Source organism: Acinetobacter sp. WCHAc060033, assembly GCF_004209125.1.
GTDB lineage: Bacteria > Pseudomonadota > Gammaproteobacteria > Pseudomonadales > Moraxellaceae > Acinetobacter > Acinetobacter wuhouensis.
On the sequence record NZ_SGSW01000032.1, the window covers coordinates 30,109 to 51,038 of the forward strand.

Sequence of the window (20,930 nt, forward strand, 5' to 3'; positions counted from 1 at the left end):
ATTGTATCAGTCAGGATAAATATCGTGGATATGCGTAAAGCACTTGATGCCAAAGCATCAGGTTTAATGATCATGCTGTGTATGATTTGGGGCTTGCAACAAGTGGTTTTGAAGCTTGCAGCCGTAGATATTGCACCAATCATGCAAATCGCAATTCGATGTGGGCTTTCTGCATTGATGGTTTATCCATTGATTCGACTTCCGCAAGGTGTCGGCTTATTCTCCAAAGATTATTTACTGGCAGGGATGTGGTTGGCATTTTTATTCTCAGCCGAATTCTTTCTCGTTGCAGAAGCTTTACGTTTTACTTCTGCATCACATACCGTAGTTTTACTCTATACCGCACCGATTTTTGTCGCATTGGGGCTAAATTGGAAATTTGCCTCTGAACGACTTTCTGCTTTGCAATGGACAGGAATCTTTATTGCCTTTGTGGGAATTGTCGTTACTTTTATGGGAAAAGACACTCAAACAGGGCAATTCTCCAAAGTGCTTTTGGGCGATGCGATGGCATTACTTGCAGGGATCATGTGGGCTTTAACCACGATTTCATTGCGTTTAACCAAACTTGCCGAAGCGCATCCGACACAAACTTTGTTTTATCAGTTGATGGGCGGTTTTATTCTACTCATGCCTATGGCATTTGCTTTAGGGCAAACTGAAATTCGTTGGACTTTACTCACCTTTTCAAGTTTGGCATTTCATACTTTGATTATGTCTTTTGCTAGTTTGATGATTTGGTTTTGGTTATTGAGAAACTATCTAGCTAATCATCTTGGGGTATTTTCATTCCTCACACCGCTGTTCGGGATCGCATTCGGTATTATTTTCTTAGATGAAAAGCTTGAAGTGAATTTTATGATTGGCACTGCTTTGGTGATGTTGGGAATTTTAGTGGTGAGCTTACAAGGATGGATTCAGCGTAAAGTATTGCACATTTCTGAGTGATCTTATTTTCAATGTATTGTGCGATGATTCTCAAGTGCAAGATTCTCAAGTGAAGCATGCACTTGAGAATCGTATTATTTATTGACAAATAATCAGCTATTTATCATCTAAAATGGTTGAAAGCGGAATAGATAACTTCGCTGCCAAATATTCATCAGATTCGATCAATGTTGGTCCGATATGCTTCATCCACACATCATCGTCATGGACATGTTCGACATCCTTACGCCGTGGCAAGGTATATGGTAATGAGGTATAAAATGACCAAAAATCAATTTCATCAAGATTTCTCACCAAAACATACTCATTATTATCAGTACGTTTGATGAGGTTCTGTTTTTCTAATAATTGTACATAGACAGGCCAACGTCCAATTTCACCGCGTCCTAAAATATCTAGGGCTTCGACATCGGTGACTACTTCACCTGTTTTTTGTTTTTTATAAAACAGTTCTAAAATATCCAGCATCATCAAAACAGGGTGGCGAGTCTGAATTTTCCCTGTATGAAATGCGGTCAGTGCATAACTAATCTCAACGCCCAAAAGCACGATATTCCATGAGAGGAAAATCCAGAGTAGGAAAATTGGGATCGCTGCAAATGCACCATACACAATGGTATAACTGGTGAAATTCGCCATGACAAAACCAAAAAGATTTTTCAATAATTCAAAAGCGATTGCACCAAATAATCCTGCAATTGCCGCAGCTTGAATTGGAATGCTGCGATTTGGAATAGTCCAATAGAGAATGAAAAAGCCTAAAACAGTTAAGCCAAAGGAAACCAACATCAATAAGATGGAGCTATCCACCTGATAACCTGCAAAATTATTACTCAGGACACTCATTGACGCCATTGCAGACGAAATGACAAAGGCACTTCCCAGTAAAATAGGTCCAAGCGAAATAATTGTCCAATAGCGCATAAAGCCGATAATACCATTCCGTGTTTCTTGGACACGCCAAATACGGTTAAATACAGTTTCAATACTGGTCAGCATGAGCACAGTAGTTACGAATAGAAATAATACCCCGATGACTGTTAAATTACTGGAGTTATCGGTAAAGACATTAAAGGCTTTATCAAATGCAATACTGGTTTTCGGCAGGAAGTTGCTATAAATCATCTGTTGAAGCTGTTGTCGTGCAGGCTCTAAGGCTTTAATCGATGAAATGATGACAAGGAAAACTGTCAACATCGGTACAACTGCGAACAAGGTGGTATAGGTCAAGGAACCTGCTTGTTCACGACAGCGATCTGCTTCAAAACGACGAATCACGAAAAGAATAAACTGAAACCAAGTTTTCTGATAAAAGGGTAATTTTTTAAGTAATTCAATCATATATCTTTGATCTCAGCTATTCTTCAATTGCTTTTTAATTTATCTTTCGCTATTTACTCAAATAGCTTACCCAAAAATACAGAGAAATACCGTATAGTTTTCTTTTAATTCAAATTTAAATTATCACTATGCAACCTTATGTTCTTGTTCTTTATTATAGTAAATATGGCTCAACCAAAGAAATGGCACATTTGATTGCCAATGGAATTGAAAGCGCAGGTGTTACAGTCAAAATTCGTACAGTGCCCAATTTAGCGACTGTCGTGACTGAGGCTGCTGCAAGTATTCCAGAAGAGGGTGATATTTACTGTACTTTGGATGATTTGCAAAATTGTGCAGGTTTGGCACTAGGTTCGCCAACCCGTTTTGGCAATATGGCTTCGGAAATGAAGTATTTTTGGGATCAAACCACCAGTCTTTGGCTCAATGGTGCTTTGCACAATAAACCTGCCTGTGTATTCACTTCTTCAGGTTCGATGCATGGTGGTCAAGAAAGTACACTATTAACCATGTTGCCACCTCTGTTCCATCACGGGATGATGATTATGGGGCTGACCAATGCCAATCCAGCACTATCGAATACTAAATCAGGCGGAACGCCGTATGGTGCAACGCATGTCAGTGGACCACGCCATGATCAAAGTTTGAGTACAGATGAAAAGTCATTGTGTGAAACACAAGGGAAGCGTTTGGGTGAGGTGGTGAGAAAACTGAGTGTTTAAGTTTTAAATTTGATGCTAATTGAGCCTAATATATAATTAGCATCAAAGCCCATATTTTTTCCAACCACCTGAAAAATGATGTTTTTCATCAATACGCCATTCACCTTCGATGAGAAGCAATGTATAGCGATTTTGCCCTTCTAAACGATCACGGGTAAAAATATACAGCTTCTTTTTACTTGCATGGTCAATATCAGTCATGATTTCATCGGTATAGCTGAAATTAGGTGCATGTGAATAATGTAAACCATCTGGGCGATAGCCATGACGTGGCTTATCTGTGCAATATTGCTGAAAAATCTGTTGGCATTTTTGTTGAAGTTCGTCGCAGAAACCGATTTGTTCAGCAGATGCTTCCCATTGATTTATTGCTTCAAAGAAATGGATTAGTTTAGCTTTGGCGTCCTCAATTTGAGTATGACTAAAATATTGTTTATTTTTCTTTTGTAAATCACGTTGGTTTTGTTCGAATTCTGCAATTTGTGCAGCACTAAACATATTAGCAATCACTCGCAATTTAGGATGTTGTGCTAAAGTCATTAAGCCATCAAAACTCACTTGGGTATCATGTAGTAACAAGGTTGAAAGTTTTGGGATGTTGAGAAAGTATTGCAAGGTTTGATCATTCACCTGAGTATTGCAGACCCAAATACAATCCAACTTTTTATGATTTGTAAAAGATTTGAAACCGTCTCCAGTCAATTTTGAATTTACAATGAATAAGTAATTTAAACTTTGAATTTGAGACAAGTGGGTTAGGGCGACATCAGAAACTTGGGTATTTTCAAAATTTAGATTAACCAATTTCGGAAGTTGTGCAATTTTTTCGAAATGATGTTCTGAAAGAATACATTGTTTAAAAGATAGCCCCAATAAGCGTTTACATTGTAAGATATATTCAATTTCCTCGTCTGAAAATTGATGATTCTCGAATTCTAATGTTGTTGTGGATGGCTTAGATTGCTCAATTTTAATGTGCATTTTCTATAATTTACCCTGAATTTGGAACACAAAGATTCCAAAATTTTAATTATGTATAGATTTTATAATTTGGAATGCTAAATAAACAAAGCTCTTTTGTGATGTAAATAATCATTGAAAAGAGCATCGTTCTTTTACAGGAATTCTATAATCGTATTAATTTACATTAAACCGGTGTTTGCAGTTTTTGCATTGATAATCAAAGAAAATATTTTGATCGACAATCACACCTGCTTTTTTACCAAAGCGATTACCAAGGAAACCACCTGTAATTCCGACACTAATTGCCCCAACAAATGTTCCGACAGTTCCGCCAACGATGACACCTAAAGGGCCAGCAACCGTTCCAATTGCCGCACCGATTGAAGCGCCAGAAGCTGCGCCACCAACTGTTCCTGCGGCAGCACCTGCGGAAGTCAGTAACACACTGCCTGCTTTGCCTAAAAGTTGTTCGTGATCACGTCGTTCTAGGTCTGTAGAGCCACACTTTGGGCAACTTACACTTTGTTCATCAGTCATTGATTTGTACTCACTCAATAAAGTCCATTTTTCTTTATTAAGCCATGATTAATCTATATTTTTATTCAAAGTATCTGATTTTATAGTGATTTAAGAATATTTAATCACTCAAAACTCTTGAAACAACCATGTCAGATACATGACATATTTTTGATTGTAAACGAAAGACCAGATAAGTCTTTATATTTTATGTGAATACAATCGAAACATGAATCAAGTCATTTTCTTACAAACATGAATTTTATGGGCGGACTCGCATTAAACTTTCTTGGGTCACACTACACACCAATTTACCATTTTGCCAAAATTGACCATAGTTAATACCACGTGATTGACTTGATCGTGTCGCATGCATGTCATAGAGCAACCAGTCATCTACACGAAATTCACTATGAAAATAAATCGCATGATCTAGACTTGCACTGCGAACACCACCATTGACATAGCTAATGCCATGTGGTCGTAGCGAAGTGGTGAGCAGATTGTAGTCTGAGTAATATGCCAAAATGGCTTGGTGGAACATGGGAATATCAAAGTCATGGGTTAATGGATCAAAAGTCTGAACATATTCTGCGTATTGTGCATCTGCTTTTTCTGGGCGAAATGGATTGACGGGATTCACAGGATGCATTCTTAAATCGAACTGGCGCATGACAACTTCACGCATGAATTCAGGAATATCATTTTGATTGAGTATTTTAAGCTCTTGTTCTGATTTAAAGCTTTCTGGCAAAGGATATTCTGGTGCAGCAGTTTGATACTCCAAGCCTTGTTCAGGTTTGGCAAAGGAAATCATCGCTGAAAATATTACTGCACCATCTTGTAGTGCGTAAACTTGGCGAGTGGCAAAGCTTTTACCATCACGTAAATTTTCTACTTTATAAAGCACAGGTAGGTCAGTTCGTCCACTACGAATAAAGTAGGCATGTAGTGAATGTGCAGGGCGATCTGTGGTTTTGGAGGCAGCAATTAGAGACTGCCCAAGAATTTGCCCACCAAATAAATGTGTTCCAAATAGATTGGTACATTGCCCTTGAAAAAGGTATTCATCCATTTTCTGCACATTGAGTAAGTTAATAAGATTCTGAGTAATTGATTCCATTCTATTTTATTGACCTAAATTTTATTTCTAAAAACAATATAGTTGAAAATGTAGGTTAAATGAATGGTCAAAATGATGCTTATATTTTCAAAAAGTATAAAAAAGAGCGCATAGCGCGCTCGATTTTAGATACAAGGCTTTGTTCGAGATTATTCTTTCACAAAAGTCACAGTACCATTTGCCAATGACTCAACACGAGCCAATGATTCAACACGGTAACCTTTATCAAGTAAAAGTTGACGACCTGGTTGGAAAGATTTTTCAATCACAATACCAATACCGACAACATCAGCTTCAGCTTGATGAATCAAATCTGCAAGACCTAATGCTGCTTGACCATTTGCCAAGAAGTCATCGATCACTAAAGCTTTGTCGCCTTTGACAATGTGCTTTTTAGAAATCGCAATGGTACTTTCAATTTGTTTGGTAAAAGAGAATACTTTTGAACGGTATAAATCATCTTTAAGTGTTAAAGATTGATATTTACGGGCAAAAATAACGGGTACACCAAGTTCCAAACCAGCCATCACAGCAGGTGCAATACCTGAAGCTTCAATTGTGATGATTTTGGTAATACCTGCGTCTTTAAAAAGACGAGCAAATTCTTGACCAATGAGCTGCATCATCGCAGGGTCAATTTGATGGTTTAGAAAAGAATCGACTTTCAGAACTTGATCAGATAGAACGATACCTTCAGCTAAGATTTTCTGTTCTAGTGCGTACACAGGGAGAATCCTCTAAGGGCAAGGTGCTTTTTAAAGCAAAGGCGTATTTTAAAAAGCACCCAAAAAAATGCAAGCTGAATTTAACTAAATGGTGAAAAATCTCTTATTTTTTGTAACCTGTTAAGGTTAAGTTATAAGAAGTATTGCCATCGACGTGTGACATTTTCACAGGTGCATAGTCTAATTGTGGTGCTAACCAAAAGATTGAGCTTTTAGCTTTATTGTCATGGGTGAGTACAACTTTAATGGTGTTGTATGTTCCCGCAGGTGTTTTTACTGTTTCAGTGCCTTGTTTAACAAAGTGACGAGTATCTAAACCTTTGGCATCCGCGATCAAATAGCTTGATTTTAAACCACCCGCTTTTAAGTCTTCACGAACTTGAAGTTCAGCATTTAACTCATCCAATGCACCTGCTTTCCAAGCAAAAGAACGCGGCGTGTCTTTTTTCTTGGTGTTAATGGTTTTGCTGTTTGGATTAAAGTTAATGGTCATGGTATCGCTATGTACCAAAATTTTACTGGTACGGCTAAAACTATTTGAAGTGATTTGACCATTACTAAAGTTAAAGTTACTGGTTTCACTAGCAGATGCCATACCAATCGCTTTGGCAGTAAAGACATATTTCCAATTATTACCGCTTTGGCTCAGAGTACGTGTAGCTGAACCTAAGTTTTTACCATTGTAAGCAAACTGATAACTTGCTTGGAATGGACTCATGGCAAGCGCATTGCTTGAAAATCCCACTAAAAGCATTGCAGTTGAAAGACCTGTTGCCATGCTCAATGTTTTGAATAATGTTTTTGCCATCATTAAATGTCCTATGCATTTAAAAGTCTGAGTCTATTATGGAGGCTAATTCGGTATAAAATATCAAATTTTTAATTAAAACTGTGAACTTATGTATAAGTTTTGAGTATTTAGCCTTGAAATTTAATTACTGATATTACGTACTTCAAAAGTAAAGTATCGTTTTAAACTGTTTTGAAGCTTACTCAGCGGAGTCTTACATCAAAAGTTTTGATTTAGGGATTAGCCTTCCGCTGGACTTACTTTTCTTTCGGGAAAATGAGAAGCGAAGCTTCGTAAGAAAACCACCTTGCGGAGCGTTGCTCCTCACCGCAAAACTCGTCAACTACCATCTTTTGATTGATATATTGCAGAAACGTTAACTTACAGATGTAGTCCTGCCTCAAACACGTTGCGGATGACGTTATCGCGTATCTATTTTTTATCGAGATGCAATTTGTGATTTTGATGTTACTGCGTAACATCAGTTAATCATCATTCTTTTGTTTGATTGGTGTGACTTCGCTGTCTATATAGTCATCATCATCTTCCCAATCATCAAAACGATCTTCACGGAATTTACTAAATAGTGCAGTGAGATTGACATTGCCAATCACCACCAATTCCGCTTCTCGTAATTCAGCATGATTAACATGAACTTTATTCAATGCATCGATGATAGAACGGTTTTTGCCTAACCAGCGATTCAGGTCTAAATGAAGTAATTCATCTTTAACTGTGACAACTTCAAATTTCTCTAAGATCATACCGAGTGGATCTTTTTTTAATATTTTCTGATAGAAAAATAGCGCCGATTTAACCCCAATTTTATAGAACCAGCTTGGATATTGGGCTTCAATCACTTGGGTATTACTAATCTGTTCAAATACGATCAGTTGCATATCTTTATTGAGTTCCATTTGAATCAATTTTAGATCTACAGAAAGTACCAGATGCATGCCTTTTACATTCAGTGTTGCATAGAGTCTTAACCAGTCATCATGTAGGTCAGCGTGTAAGTCTTCTAAAATTTTTACGTTGTCTGTGACATAGCGCTGAAAGGTTGCATTTAAAAATACTTGAGAAACTGGAAACTCGCGTTCTTCTTCTATAAAACCTTCGGCTTTTTGGTATACTTGTCGAATACGTTTAGCAATGTTAGAAAGCAGCGTCGGCATAAGTATTGTCCCAAATCATCAACATTTTAAGGTGATAAACTTGTCGATCATTAAAAAAATTAAGTCTAAGGATTGCAGTTTAACAAAAAACATTGCACCATTTTTAGTGTTTTAAAATTACGTCGTTATTTACACTCATTCAGTCGCAAAGTTGCTGAATAATGTCAGATTAAGCTTATTTTAATGCGTTTTAAATTTGGCGGTTGGGGAATTTTGTCGGATAAATGTCATGATAAAAAAATTATATGCAGATACCAAGCATTCAGACTATTGGTGGCAAGATCCGTTATTTATCGGTGCTGTCTCAGTTGCAGTCATTACGCATCTGCTTTTTTTATCGATCCAATTTGGCATGCCTCAACAAAATGATGCTGCGACCAAAGAAATCGCGATCTCAATTCGACCAAGTGAAGACAAAGTCAAAGATGCGGACTTTCTCGCTCAAGCTGATCAGCAGGGTTCAGGGACATTCCGTAAAGAACATCGTATGTCCAGCGATATGCCTGCTCAAGCAGAAGATCAAAGTGCTGGGGATCAGCAGTTACAAGCTTTGGAACAAATGCAACAAAAGCGTGAATTAAACTTTGAAGAAAAAGTATTGATGACGGTTTTAAGTTGGCAGAAACAAGCCGAACAAAATGATCGTAAAAAAGCCATGGAAGAGTTGCAAAGCCAAATGCAAGCTAAGGCTGCAATGGTGGCAAGCTTAGAGGCGCAATATTTACAGAAACAACAAAATTTTAGTAAGCAACAGAAAATTAAAACCCTCGATGGTATACAAGCTAAACAAGATGCTTCAGCTGGTTATTTAGATAAGTTTCGTGAAAAAGTCGAAATGTATGGCAACCGTTATTATCCTGATCTTGCGAAGCAACAACGCCTTTCTGGTGAGGTTCGTTTGATGGTGATTTTAAATAATGAAGGTGGAATACGAGCAATCCGTCTGGTAGAAAGCTCAGGGCATTCAATCTTGGATGAAGCAGCCAAGAACTCAGTCCGTAAGGGTGCGCCGTTTGGGCGCTTTGATTCCAAAATGAAGGACATTTCAGAGCTACGTATTATTCGAACTTGGCGCTTTGATCCTGCGGAAGCTGAGTTTGAAGTACGTTGATTGATGAATAATGATTCATTCATCAATCTAATTGAGTCAATTATTAAGGATAACGTCTTAAAACTTCACAGATTTCAACACTAAAACTTTCATACCATTTTTCTTTACCGATGCCTTGTGCTGCTTGGTGTTCTGCATCTTTATGCCAAGCCTGAATATCTTCAAGTGAGTCCCAATAAGACAGTGCGATTTCAAAACCATTTTCAGCGATAGATTCAAACTGTTTACAATTAAATTGGCTTAAGGCTTTATCACGTAAACGTTGCGCTGTTTGAAAATATTCAGGATCTAGCTGTTTTACTTTGGCTTTAAAAATCACAACATATTTCACAATGATTCCTTATTGCTGATTCAGATAATGGTTTGACTACAACAAATTATTATCATGTGCTTGAATTGGTGGCGGTGTTGGTTTTCCGAGCGTTCCTAGTAATTCAATTTCAATCATACGTACCATCGAATCAAGCGGTAAGTCATTGCTTTGTGTGCCAAAAGGCTCTTCGATTTCTGAACTCAGTGCATCTAAACCTAAAAAAGTATAAGCCAAAATTCCGACTAAAAGTGGAGTTGCAAGACCTAATAAAGAACCTAAGCTAAATGGCAACATAAAGCAGAAAAAGTACACCGTACGATTGAGTAATACTGAATATGCAAAAGGTAATGGCGTTGTTGCAATACGATCACAACCCGTTTGAACAAGGCTGAGTTCATTGACATGCTCATTTAACTGCGTATAAATAATATCGGAAATTTCACCTTCTTTTAGTGCTTGCATCAGTTCCCATTGAATCAAACTGAGCGTGTATTGTGGTGCATTATTCTGTTGGTACAGCTGTGTTAAAGCCTGTTGGCTCATGCCACTGGTTTGTACAAGTGCATCAGGATTCATGGTTTGATGTCTTAAGCGATCACGTAACACATTGGCATAGACAATCACATGTTGAATGATTCGTTCACGACGACCTTGAGGGAAAATACGACAGTCACGGTCAAAGTGTCGTGCATTGGCGATGAGCATGCCCCAGAGCTTACGCGCTTCCCACCAGCGGTCATAACATGCAGTATTTTTAAAACCTAAAAAGATCGAAAGCACTACACCGATCAGGGTGAAGCCGACAAGAGGAAGTTCCGGAAAACGGTAAATGTCAGTATATTCAATACCTCCGACAATTGCTGAAATCAGCATCACAAAGCCGAGCGGGGGTAAAACCTTGGGTAAAATCGTTCCACGCCAAGAAAATAACAGTTTTAGGGTGTCGTTTTGTTCACGAACAATCATTGCATTTGTATCTATATTTTTTAAGTGATCTTCACTGCTTCATGGGCACTTGTCAACAGTATTCGCAGGGAAAGTCTTCGATTTGATAAGCGCATGTTCAGCAAACGAATAACTTTGCTCAGAAGCAATAATAATATGATCCAATAATTCTATTTCAAGCAGTTGACATGCAGTCAAAATTTGTTGAGTTAAATCGTAATCTTCACGTGAAGGTTTGGCAAAACCTTTGGGGTGATTATGTGCGATCACAATAAAGGTGGCATGCTTTTGAATGGCATAACGCAATAATTGGTTGATGGAAATATTGCAATAATTGATGGAACCAAAAAATAATTTCTTGAAACTGATTTTGCGTAACTGACTGTCTAAGCAAAGTACAGCAAAAACTTCTTGTGCTTCACCGAGCAATTCATAACGTAAATAATCACGAATTAAATCAGAACGGCTGAGATCTAAACCTTGATCTAACTGATGTTTTAGATAACGTCGACCGAGTTCTTTCACTGCCATGAGTTGTGAATATTTGGTATCTCCAATGCCATGAAATTGTCTTAAATCTTCTAAAGATGAATCAAAGACCGCATTTAAATTGCCAAAGTGTTGGATCAATAAACGTGACAACTCCACTGCAGAGTGTTGCTTAGAGCCTGAGCGTAGAAAAATAGCCAGTAGTTCTGCGTCGGATAAACTGTGCGCACCTTGTAAAAGTAAGCGTTCTCTTGGGCGCTCTTGTTCTGGCCATTGTTTAATGGACTGGTGAGGCAAGGATGTTGTGGAATTATTCATTATTGTTCACATTTTAAAATTATTTTACTTTTCATATTTCTCCTCTGAACTGCTTGGGAGATGCTCTATTTAATGCTATTGTGAGCGCCACTGCAACAGAAAGGTGACTTGATCGTGAGTTTCGATCTCAGTGTATTTTCTAATAAAAACATTATTCTCGCTGTTACTGGTGGTATCGCTGCCTATAAAAGTGCCATTCTAGTACGCCGTTTAAAGGATTATGGCTTTAATGTACGTGTGGTCATGACCAAAGGCGCTCAAGCATTTATTACGCCATTAACCTTTCAAGCCTTATCTGGCAATCCTGTGCATACTGAATTATTAGACCCAGAAGCGGAAGCAGGCATGGGGCATATTGAGTTAGCACGATGGGCGGATTTGATTCTGGTTGCTCCTGCAAGTTGTGACACGATTGCTAAGTTTGCAGCAGGTTTGGCAGATGATTTACTCAGCACCATATACTTAGCCACCAAAGCACCTGTCTGGGTTGCACCAGCAATGAATCAACAAATGTGGGCGGCAAAACCAACTCAGCGCAATTTAAATACTTTGGTTGAAGATGGTGTGCATGTGATCTTGCCTGAATCAGGCTCACAAGCATGTGGTGATGTCGGTTTGGGACGTATGCCTGAACCTGAAGATCTAGCAGAACAAGTCAAAGATTATTTCCATCAAGCGCAGCGTGCGATTGCTGAAAAGTTTGGTTTATTGGCAGGCAAGCGTGTGGTGATTACCGCTGGACCTACACGAGAAGCAATTGACCCTGTACGTTATATTTCTAACCACAGTACTGGTAAAATGGGCTTTGCGATTGCCGCTGCATGTTATAGCGCAGGGGCAAAAGTGACTTTATTGGCAGGTCCAGTGAGCCTAGATACCCCAAATGGTGTTAAACGAATTAATGTTTCTTCTGCTATTAAAATGTTAGATGAAAGTTTGCATCAACTCGAAGAAGGTTGTGATGTATTTATCGCAACAGCAGCGGTGGCTGATTATCGTGTGGCAGAAGTGGCTGAACATAAAATCAAGAAAGCAGGCGATGAGCTGAATGTTTCTTTGATTAAAAACCCTGATATTGTCGCAACCATTGCCAAGCAAGAAAAGCGCCCATTTATGGTGGGGTTTGCAGCAGAAACACGTAACGTAGAAGAATACGCAGCTGGGAAATTAGTTGCGAAAAAACTGGATATGATTGCGTGTAATGATGTGTCCCGTGCAGACATTGGATTTGCTTCTGATGAAAATGCCATGATTGTGTTCTTTGCAGAGCAATATCAAATGGAAAAACGTGATCTTGAAAAAGCCTCTAAGCAAGAAATTGCACAGCAATTGGTGGAAGCGATTCATGATGCTTTGCACAATGAAATAGAGCCTGTTTAGTACTGAATTTTAGACATAAAAAATGCAACGAATTCGTTGCATTTTTTATTGGTATTTTTTGAACTTTTAAATTATGTTTAATCTTAAAAATGGATAATCATTCAAATAGCCAAAGTTTTAAGGAAGATCAAAATGATCAAAAAAACGTTAGCCACGATGATGCTTGTTTCAACTGTTGCAATCAGTTCAATGAGTTTTGCTGCAAGTTTAGAAGACAATATGAAAACGCTTGGAAAAAATTATAAAGCGTTTAACCAAACCAATAATGCTGCAGAAGCCAATAAAGCACTCGATAATATGCGTGCTGCTGCAACGGATGCAAAAAAAGTGAAGTTGAAAGGTCGGGGTGATGCCAAAGCACCAACTTCAACACAGTTATATGATCAATTGATTGCTCAAATTGACAAAACACAGGCTGTGGTAAAAGCAGGGCATTTAGATCATGCCAAAATGGAAGGCAAGAAAATTGCAGAGATTCGTGATCAAGGGCATAAAATTTATCATTAATTGATATCAATTCTTGCCAGTGATAATTCAAAAACCGCTAGTTGGATTACTAGCGGTTTTTATTTTTTAAGGCTAAAACATAAAAATATTCAAACTGCACATGATTCGGATTTTTTCTTTTCGATGTTACTGCTAAGTTAAAACAAGAAGATGAGGGAAATATGATGCAAGCACAGATTCAGTTTGAACGTATTACTAAAGCTATTGAATATATTCAAAACCATTTTAAAGATCAGCCGAATTTAGATGAGGTTGCCGAGCATTTGCATTTAAGTCCCGCGCATTTTCAACGCTTATTCACGGAATGGGCGGGAACTAGCCCGAAGAAATTTTTGCAATATATCAGTTTGACGCATGCTAAAAATATTCTAAAACAAGATCGTAGTGTATTTGATGCAACCTTTGAAACAGGATTATCCAGTACCAGCCGCTTACATGAATTATTTGTACAAATTGAAGGCATGACGCCTGCTGAATATAAAAATGGTGGGGAAAATCTTAAAATTAATTATCAGTGTACAGATACTCGATTTGGCAGAGTTTTTATTGCTTCAACCTCAAAAGGCATTTGTAAAATGTCTTTTATTCAGGATGATATAGAGGCATTAAATGAATTAGTTGAACAATTTCCAAAAGCTCAATTTATTTGGCAATCAGATGAGTTACAAGAAAATGCGCTCTCCATATTTTCATTGGAGAATGTAGATTTACCACAAATTAAATTACATCTGAAAGGCACGGATTTTCAGCTTAAAGTTTGGGAAAGTTTGTTAAAAATTCCTATGGGACAACTTTCTACTTATGGCGAGCTCGCCAAACATATAGATGCTCCAAAAGCCTCTCGTGCAGTGGGCACAGCCATTGGTTCAAATCCTGTGGCTTTTTTAATTCCTTGCCATCGAGTGATTCAAGCAACGGGTGTTCTAGGTGAATATCATTGGGGGAAAGCTCGAAAAACGGCAATGATCGGTTGGGAAGCAGGGCACTGTCATGAGCCAGTCTAAGATAATTTCAGAACAAATCGGCTTTGATTTAGAAAACTCTGAAATGCGTATCAATAAAAATTTATTACCTCAAGATGGAACAGTTCATTATTTTGGCAAAGTCTTAGATCATGATAGTGCAAACTATTATTTCAATCAGTTATTGCAAACTATAGAGTGGCAACATGATCGTGCAGTTATTTTTGGAAAAATGATTGTAACGAAGCGGAAAGTGGCTTGGTATGGAGAACAGGATTTTTCTTATCGTTATTCTGGAACGGAAAAACATGCATTGCCATGGACGAGTGAGTTATTGGCATTAAAGCAGTTGATTGAATCTCAAACTGGCGAAACATTTAATTCATGTTTATTGAACCTTTATCACTCAGGTGAAGAGGGGATGGCATGGCACAGTGATGGTGAAACAGATTTAAAAAAGAATGGGGCAATTGCTTCGTTGAGTTTTGGTGCAGAACGAAGATTTTTATTTAAGCATAAGAATACGCAAGAAAAAGTTGAAGTCTTATTGGAACATGGCAGTTTATTGGTCATGAAAGATTGTACCCAAAGCTTTTGGTTACACGGTTTACCACCGACGAAGAAAGTGAAGACATCACGAATTAATCTGACGTTTAGAACAATTATTTCAAAGCAAAAAAGACCGCATAAAGCGGTCTTTTGAATCAAAACTTAATCCAAGAGAATTAAGCTTGACCTTCAGCAGCAGCGGCTTGAGCACGTTCCATATTCGCTTCGAACTCGGCATCAAAGTTGATTGGAGTAAGAAGTAATTGAGGGAAGCTGCCTTTAGTCACAAGATCATTCACCGCTTCACGTAAGAATGGGAACAAAATGTTCGGGCAGTAAGCGCCTAAGATATAAGGAAGACGGTCTTCTTCGATACCATCAATCAAGAAAATACCAGATTGAGTTACATCGACGATAAATGCAGTATCACCGGCATTATTCGCTTGAACCACAACTTTTAAAGATACTTCAAAGTGTGTTTCATCAATTTTTTCAGCAGCAGAAGACAAATTGATGTTGAGTTCAGGTTGCCATTCTTTGGTAAAAACTTGAGCCCCAGGCACTTCAAAAGAAATATCTTTTGTATAAATACGTTCTAAAGCTAATTGTGGTTGAGCTTGTTGTTCTTCACTCATTCTTTATTCCTTAAATTCTCAGAAGTGATTTGTAAAACAATTCATTATGCAAGTAATTCATCGAGCTTGCCTGCTTTTTCTAAAGCATAAAGCTGGTCAAAACCACCGATAAATTCATTATTAATAAAAATTTGTGGCACGGTACGGTGCTTGGTTTTTTGCATGAGCTCAAGCTTAACTTCTGGTGCTTCCTGATCCAGATTGATTTCAGAAAAAGTTACACCTTTACGCTCAAGTAAAGACTTTGCACGTACACAGTAAGGGCAGAAAGTTGTTGAATAAACTTTTACTTCAGCAGTCATGTTGAGCTCCTATAGCTTATTTTTTAGCTTTAACCAATGGTAAGCCTTGGGCTTTCCAGTTACTAATACCACCATCTAAACGATAGCTATCTGCATGACCGACTTGTTGTAAGGCACTTCCTGCAACTTGACCCAAGTTACAGATGAACACCAACGGACGATCCGCAGCTTTTAACTCTTCAATATGCGTTGCAATTTGACTATATGGAATATTACGGCTACCACTGACATGTCCTTCACGGAAATCTTTAGCATCACGCAAATCAATCAACATCGCATTTTTAGCTTTTACTAAAATACCGAGTGATTGTGGTGAAATTTTACGACCACTACGTTGCCCTTCAAAAATAAAGAACAAAATAATCAGTGCCCCTAAAATACCAAATAAGAAGGGGTGATTCCCCATAAACTCAAACCAACGTTCCACAAGTCACCTAATTACAATCAAAAATTGCGTCGAGTATAGCGTATATATATGGTGATCAAAATCACCGCTTCAAGGTCAGCAACAAAGAAATTTAATTTTTTTGTTGTGCCTCAGTTATTTCTTCAATTAATCGTAAATAACTTTCATGTCGTCTGCCCAATATTTCACCTTCTTGCACGGCTTTTTTAATTGCACATTGCTTTTCATGGGTATGGGTGCAGTTGCGATATTGGCAATGTCCAATTAAGTTTGAAATTTCTGGGAATCCTGCATCGATTTTTTCTAAATCTAAATGCCACAGACCAAACTCTCGGATTCCTGGAGAATCAATCAATGCACCATTTTCACCAAAACGAATTAAACGGGTTGAGGTGGTGGTATGTTGTCCCAGTGCAGAGTTTTCAGAAATAATATTGGTCTTTTGTGCTGCGTCAGGAACAATGATATTAATCAGGGTACTTTTACCAACACCAGACTGCCCAACAAATGCAACTGTTTCATTGTCTAGTCGCTTTTCAAGCTCGCTAATATCACCCTCAGATTGAGTGATTAACACTTCATAGTCTAAGTCTTGATATTCTTTGAGCATATCTAGAATTGGATCATTTTCTTTGAGCAAGTCTGATTTGTTTAAGACCAATAAAACAGGAATATCTGCATCTGCACATGCCACTAAATAGCGGTCGATCAATGTCGGTGCAGGTTCTGGAAGTGGTGCAAATACAATGACAATTAAACTGATATTGGCAGCCACAGGCTTAACTTTATGATAACGATCTGGGCGTGTCAGCAATGAATTTCTTGGCTGAATCGCAGTGATAATGCCTAAACCCGTATTGGGATCAGCTTGCCATTTGACGCGATCACCTGTGACCAAAAGTTCTAAATTGGTACGGGTATGACAGCGCCAAACGCTATTGAGCTCGATGGGTTTCCAAAACGGTTCAGGTTCGCCGTCATTGACAATCGGCTTTTGCGGATGTGGGCTAGGCGTAGAAAGGGCTTGTACTTCGAGTTGTCGTCCATAATGTTGAACAACTAGACCTTCAAGGTCATTGGAGGTATCGAGGTCTTCTTGACGTGTTTGATGTTGTTTCTGAATGCGACGTTGCTGCTGTTCAGTTAAACGACGTTTACGAATTAAAGCCATTCATATCCTAAAAACCTTGAAAATTAGAACGCAAAAATACCATGATGGGCGAATGAATTACAGCGAAGTTGCAAGAAATTTGCTACTATTCTTGTTTTATTAGCCCAATAAGATTGCATGATATGAGCAGCACTCCAGATACCCGCTTGATTTGGATCGACCTTGAGATGACAGGGTTGGATACCGATAATGATAAGATCATTGAAATCGCAACAATTGTGACCGATGATAATCTCAACATCTTGGCGGAAGGGCCTGTGCTGGCTGTGCATCAATCAGATATTATTCTGAACGCAATGGATGAGTGGAATACCAAACAACATGGTCAGTCGGGTTTGATTGAACGTGTTCGTCGTAGCAAATTGACAGCTCAAGATGCGGAACAACAGACTTTAGAATTCTTAAAGAAATGGGTAAATGCGAAGTCTTCACCAATGTGTGGGAATTCGATCTGCCAAGACCGTCGTTTTATGCATCGCTTAATGCCAGAGCTTGAACAATTCTTCCATTATCGTAATTTAGATGTGTCTTCTGTTAAAGAGTTGGCGAAACGCTGGAGACCTGAAATTATGGGTGGTTTGAAAAAGAACGCATCACATTTGGCAATGGATGACATTCGTGATTCGATTGCAGAATTGAAATATTATCGTCAATATTTTTTCATTGCGAATCAAGACTAAATCTACCGTAATGTTCGTTTAAGTCGTAAAGTTAAATTAGAGGCATTTATTGCCTCTTTTTTATTCACTTTGTATTCTGGAATTTTCAGTTATACTGAGTGCGTATCATTTACGACAACTCGTTACAAAAAATAGCAAGCAGTACATTTGTTTGCATATAAAACGTTTTAATATCCTTTTATATATTTGAATTATTACAAAGAGATCGCTTATGCAAAGTAATAACCCGATTTTAAGCCGTGCGGAAACCTATGCGGATTATGAACAACCAATGACGATTCAAGGTGCAATTCAGAAGTCAGTTTTATTGACTGTGATTGCAGCAGTACTTGGTTTAGGTATTTTCTTTTATTGTATGCTCACCTTAAATGCAGGAATTGCTGTTGCATCTGCTATTGTCGGTGCAGTGGGTGGTCTGATTCTAGGCTTGATTACCACATTTAAACCGAATACAGCTCGTGTTTTAGCGATTCCTTATGCATTTTTTGAGGGTGCATTTTTAGGTGGTGTTTCTGTTATTTTTCAGATGAAATTTCCAGGCGTACCTTTACAAGCTTTATTGGCAACATTTGTGACGACACTGGTTTTATTTGCTTTATATAAGTTCCAAATCATTCGTGCAACTGAAAAATTTAAATCGATCGTGATCTCTGCTTCAATTGCGATTGCTTTGGTATTTGTTGTGCAGATCATCATGCGTTTAGCATTTGGAAGCAGCATTCCAGGTCTATTTGAAAGCTCTTGGTTAGGCATTGGTTTTGCTGCTTTTGTTGCTGTGATTGCTTCATTAAACTTGATCTTAGACTTTGATTTAATCGAATCGGCAGCAGCACAACGCGCCCCTAAATCATACGAATGGTTATGTGGTATCGCATTACTCGCAACATTGGTCTGGATGTATTATTCATTCCTACGTTTATTCAGTTTAATTTCTGGTGATGACTAATTTTTATATTGTTATTGACCAAAATAAAACGCGCTTGATATAGCGCGTTTTTTTATGTTTTTGGTAATCTTTTAAAAAAAGATGCATTATGCAATTTAGTTCTGTGTCAACTCTTGGCATTATGCTTACAAAATTGATCAAGTGAGAATTTCATGGCACAAGGACTATTGGCAGGTAAGCGTTTTTTAATTGCAGGTATTGCGAGTAAATTATCAATTGCATTTGGTATCGCTCAAGCACTTCACCGTGAGGGCGCAGAGCTTGCATTTACATATCCAAATGACAAACTTAAAAAACGTGTAGATGAGTTTGCTGAACAATTCGGTTCAACTTTAGTTTTTCCTTGTGATGTTGCTGTCGATGCAGACATTGACAATGCTTTTGCTGAACTTGCAAAACATTGGGATGGTTTAGATGGTGTGGTTCACTCGATCGGCTTTGCACCTGCAAATACCCTTGACGGTGACTTTACAGATGTAACAGATCGTGAAGGTTTTAAAGTTGCGCATGATATTAGTGCTTATAGCTTTGTTGCGATGGCACGTGCTGCAAAACCTTTGTTATTGGCTCGCCAAGGTTGCTTATTGACCCTAACTTATCAAGGTTCTGAGTCTGTAATGCCGAACTACAACGTTATGGGTATGGCAAAAGCATCTTTGGAAGCGGGTGTGCGTTATTTGGCGTCTAGCCTTGGTGCCGAAGGTATTCGTGTTAATGCAATCTCAGCAGGTCCAATCCGTACTTTGGCAGCTTCAGGCATTAAATCTTTCCGTAAAATGTTAGATGCCAATGAAAAAATTGCACCATTAAAACGTAATGTGACGATTGAAGATGTAGGTAATGCTGCATTGTTCCTTTGCTCACCTTGGGCGAATGGGATTACAGGTGAAATCCTTTATGTTGATGCAGGCTTTAATACCGTCGGTATGAGTGCATCAATGATGGATGCCGAATAATTTTTTACTCAATTTAAAAATAAAGCATTGAATTTATTTTAAAATCAGCACCTTGGTGCTGGTTTTTTATTTATTAGTTAAATTGTATCATTTGTAGTTTTTTGTCGTTAAATTTGATTAAATAATAGTAATTTTTAAGATTAAATTAATTATAAGAATATCATTATGTTCGCCAATATATTTAAGGCATTAGAACAACTTGGACTCACTGCCCAAAAACGTGCCATCCATATCCAATTTACAAATACAGACTTAAACCAACAAGTCTACTTACAACGCATCGACGGACAACATGCGTTGAATCAAGGCGTGTCTGCTGAACTGATTTGCCTATCAACATCTGCAACCATTCCTCTGAAACAATTCATTGGTACACAAGTTGCCATCGACCAAGTCACCGATGCAGGACAACTGTTCCGTACTACAGGGATCATCACCGAAGCAGCTCAAGGACAAAGTGATGGTTCACTAACGATTTACAAACTCAAACTTCAAGATGCCACCTCACTATGGCACAAACGCCGTAATAGCCGTGTGTTTATGAACAAATCGGCAGTCGAAGTCATCGAAACCATCTTTAAAGAATGGCAAGACAAAAGCCCTTTATTCGCATCAAGCCTAAGCCTTGATAAAAGCGGATTGCAAAAAGACTACGACATTCGTCCATTCATCATGCAAAGTAACGAAAGTGATTACGACTTTCTGACTCGCTTAATGCGCAGTGAAGGCATCAACTGGCTGATTGATGAAGTACAACTGCAAGTCCCTAACTCAGCAACACAAATCCAAGCACAAAAACTTCGCCTCATTGATGACAACAGCCAATACAAAGCCCTAGATCGAAGAAACATCCGCTACCACCGAAGTAGTGCCACAGAAAAACAAGACAGCATCACCAGTTTTATCGGACAACGCAGCCTACAACCCACAGCCGTCCACGTACAACGCTGGCAAGCA

Annotated in this window: 25 protein-coding genes; 11 read left to right on the forward strand and 14 right to left on the reverse strand. The window is 38.3% G+C overall.

The genetic code is table 11. From position 1 onward, the window contains the following. Positions 1-24: 24 nt before the first annotated feature. A complete protein-coding gene (locus tag EXE10_RS14225) occupies positions 25-948 on the forward strand; it encodes a DMT family transporter (protein WP_165383025.1) in 924 nt (307 codons plus the stop codon). Positions 949-1,044: 96 nt separating this feature from the next. Here EXE10_RS14225 and EXE10_RS14230 read toward each other — a convergent pair whose 3' ends face one another. Beyond that, positions 1,045-2,289, reverse strand: coding sequence for a YihY family inner membrane protein (locus EXE10_RS14230; RefSeq protein ID WP_130113811.1), 1,245 nt, complete (start codon positions 2,287-2,289; stop codon positions 1,045-1,047). A gap of 128 nt (positions 2,290-2,417) precedes the next feature. Here EXE10_RS14230 and wrbA point away from each other — a divergent pair, with 128 nt between their 5' ends. After that, a complete protein-coding gene (wrbA, locus tag EXE10_RS14235) occupies positions 2,418-3,011 on the forward strand; it encodes an NAD(P)H:quinone oxidoreductase (RefSeq protein WP_087553826.1) in 594 nt (197 codons plus the stop codon). A gap of 42 nt (positions 3,012-3,053) precedes the next feature. Here wrbA and EXE10_RS14240 read toward each other — a convergent pair whose 3' ends face one another. The 6 genes from EXE10_RS14240 to EXE10_RS14265 all read right to left on the reverse strand — a co-directional run bounded on the left by EXE10_RS14240 (position 3,054) and on the right by EXE10_RS14265 (position 8,303). Beyond that, on the reverse strand, positions 3,054-3,992 hold the full coding sequence (locus EXE10_RS14240) for an NTF2 fold immunity protein (RefSeq protein ID WP_130113812.1): 939 nt from the start codon (positions 3,990-3,992) through the stop codon (positions 3,054-3,056). A 156-nt stretch (positions 3,993-4,148) separates the two neighbouring features. Next, positions 4,149-4,511, reverse strand: coding sequence for a hypothetical protein (locus tag EXE10_RS14245; RefSeq protein ID WP_130113813.1), 363 nt, complete (start codon positions 4,509-4,511; stop codon positions 4,149-4,151). Positions 4,512-4,752: 241 nt separating this feature from the next. Continuing rightward, positions 4,753-5,613, reverse strand: coding sequence for an acyl-CoA thioesterase (locus EXE10_RS14250; RefSeq protein WP_130113814.1), 861 nt, complete (start codon positions 5,611-5,613; stop codon positions 4,753-4,755). Between the two features lie 149 nt (positions 5,614-5,762). After that, positions 5,763-6,338: a xanthine phosphoribosyltransferase gene (locus tag EXE10_RS14255; protein WP_068973620.1), complete on the reverse strand. Its 576-nt coding sequence runs from the start codon at positions 6,336-6,338 to the stop codon at positions 5,763-5,765. A 103-nt stretch (positions 6,339-6,441) separates the two neighbouring features. Further along, positions 6,442-7,149, reverse strand: a complete 708-nt coding sequence (locus EXE10_RS14260) for a DUF3108 domain-containing protein (protein WP_130113815.1) — start codon at positions 7,147-7,149, stop codon at positions 6,442-6,444. 464 nt (positions 7,150-7,613) lie between these two features. Next, positions 7,614-8,303 (reverse strand): hypothetical protein, encoded by a 690-nt coding sequence (locus EXE10_RS14265; protein ID WP_087553822.1) that lies wholly within the window; start codon positions 8,301-8,303, stop codon positions 7,614-7,616. Between the two features lie 229 nt (positions 8,304-8,532). Between EXE10_RS14265 and EXE10_RS14270 the strand changes: the two genes are divergently transcribed. After that, on the forward strand, positions 8,533-9,414 hold the full coding sequence (locus tag EXE10_RS14270) for an energy transducer TonB (protein ID WP_130113816.1): 882 nt from the start codon (positions 8,533-8,535) through the stop codon (positions 9,412-9,414). A 43-nt stretch (positions 9,415-9,457) separates the two neighbouring features. Here the strand turns inward: EXE10_RS14270 and EXE10_RS14275 are convergent, their stop codons facing one another. Genes EXE10_RS14275 through radC form a run of 3 tightly spaced genes read right to left on the reverse strand, consistent with a single transcriptional unit; the run spans position 9,458 to position 11,479 of the window. Beyond that, the gene (locus tag EXE10_RS14275; RefSeq protein ID WP_068973623.1) at positions 9,458-9,745 is read right to left on the reverse strand and encodes an antibiotic biosynthesis monooxygenase family protein; all 288 of its coding nucleotides are present in this window, start codon (positions 9,743-9,745) and stop codon (positions 9,458-9,460) included. Positions 9,746-9,781: 36 nt separating this feature from the next. Next, positions 9,782-10,693 carry a bestrophin family protein gene (locus tag EXE10_RS14280; RefSeq protein WP_068973624.1) on the reverse strand — a complete coding sequence of 304 codons (912 nt, stop codon included), beginning with the start codon at positions 10,691-10,693 and terminating at the stop codon, positions 9,782-9,784. A 39-nt stretch (positions 10,694-10,732) separates the two neighbouring features. Then, positions 10,733-11,479 (reverse strand): RadC family protein, encoded by a 747-nt coding sequence (radC, locus tag EXE10_RS14285; protein WP_087553819.1) that lies wholly within the window; start codon positions 11,477-11,479, stop codon positions 10,733-10,735. Positions 11,480-11,593: 114 nt separating this feature from the next. Between radC and coaBC the strand changes: the two genes are divergently transcribed. The 4 genes from coaBC to EXE10_RS14305 all read left to right on the forward strand — a co-directional run bounded on the left by coaBC (position 11,594) and on the right by EXE10_RS14305 (position 15,031). Further along, a complete protein-coding gene (gene coaBC, locus EXE10_RS14290) occupies positions 11,594-12,859 on the forward strand; it encodes a bifunctional phosphopantothenoylcysteine decarboxylase/phosphopantothenate--cysteine ligase CoaBC (RefSeq protein ID WP_068973626.1) in 1,266 nt (421 codons plus the stop codon). 132 nt (positions 12,860-12,991) lie between these two features. Next, complete coding sequence (locus EXE10_RS14295) at positions 12,992-13,366, forward strand: cytochrome b562 (protein WP_130113817.1); 375 nt, start codon at positions 12,992-12,994, stop codon at positions 13,364-13,366. 164 nt (positions 13,367-13,530) lie between these two features. Continuing rightward, positions 13,531-14,370, forward strand: coding sequence for a bifunctional transcriptional activator/DNA repair enzyme AdaA (locus tag EXE10_RS14300; protein ID WP_130113821.1), 840 nt, complete (start codon positions 13,531-13,533; stop codon positions 14,368-14,370). Between the two features lie 43 nt (positions 14,371-14,413). Continuing rightward, entirely contained in the window at positions 14,414-15,031 is a 618-nt protein-coding gene (locus EXE10_RS14305; protein ID WP_213073855.1) for an alpha-ketoglutarate-dependent dioxygenase AlkB family protein, read from the forward strand. Positions 15,032-15,053: 22 nt separating this feature from the next. Here the strand turns inward: EXE10_RS14305 and secB are convergent, their stop codons facing one another. From secB to rsgA, 4 genes are all read right to left on the reverse strand, one after another. Beyond that, positions 15,054-15,512 carry a protein-export chaperone SecB gene (gene secB / locus EXE10_RS14310; protein ID WP_068973628.1) on the reverse strand — a complete coding sequence of 153 codons (459 nt, stop codon included), beginning with the start codon at positions 15,510-15,512 and terminating at the stop codon, positions 15,054-15,056. 44 nt (positions 15,513-15,556) lie between these two features. After that, positions 15,557-15,814, reverse strand: a complete 258-nt coding sequence (grxC, locus tag EXE10_RS14315) for a glutaredoxin 3 (RefSeq protein ID WP_068973629.1) — start codon at positions 15,812-15,814, stop codon at positions 15,557-15,559. Between the two features lie 16 nt (positions 15,815-15,830). Continuing rightward, positions 15,831-16,241: a rhodanese-like domain-containing protein gene (locus tag EXE10_RS14320; protein ID WP_068973630.1), complete on the reverse strand. Its 411-nt coding sequence runs from the start codon at positions 16,239-16,241 to the stop codon at positions 15,831-15,833. Positions 16,242-16,332: 91 nt separating this feature from the next. Further along, positions 16,333-17,391 (reverse strand): ribosome small subunit-dependent GTPase A, encoded by a 1,059-nt coding sequence (rsgA, locus tag EXE10_RS14325; protein WP_130113819.1) that lies wholly within the window; start codon positions 17,389-17,391, stop codon positions 16,333-16,335. Positions 17,392-17,513: 122 nt separating this feature from the next. On the opposite strand from rsgA, the gene orn reads away from it, so the two are divergent. The 4 genes from orn to EXE10_RS14345 all read left to right on the forward strand — a co-directional run. Then, positions 17,514-18,071 (forward strand): oligoribonuclease, encoded by a 558-nt coding sequence (gene orn, locus EXE10_RS14330; protein WP_068973632.1) that lies wholly within the window; start codon positions 17,514-17,516, stop codon positions 18,069-18,071. A 211-nt stretch (positions 18,072-18,282) separates the two neighbouring features. Continuing rightward, the gene (locus EXE10_RS14335; RefSeq protein ID WP_087553811.1) at positions 18,283-19,017 is read left to right on the forward strand and encodes a Bax inhibitor-1/YccA family membrane protein; all 735 of its coding nucleotides are present in this window, start codon (positions 18,283-18,285) and stop codon (positions 19,015-19,017) included. A gap of 152 nt (positions 19,018-19,169) precedes the next feature. Continuing rightward, positions 19,170-19,973, forward strand: a complete 804-nt coding sequence (locus tag EXE10_RS14340; protein WP_087553810.1) for an enoyl-ACP reductase FabI — start codon at positions 19,170-19,172, stop codon at positions 19,971-19,973. Positions 19,974-20,138: 165 nt separating this feature from the next. Continuing rightward, positions 20,139-20,930 (forward strand): phage late control D family protein (locus tag EXE10_RS14345; RefSeq protein WP_213073854.1); only part of this gene is annotated, 792 nt, incomplete at its 3' end.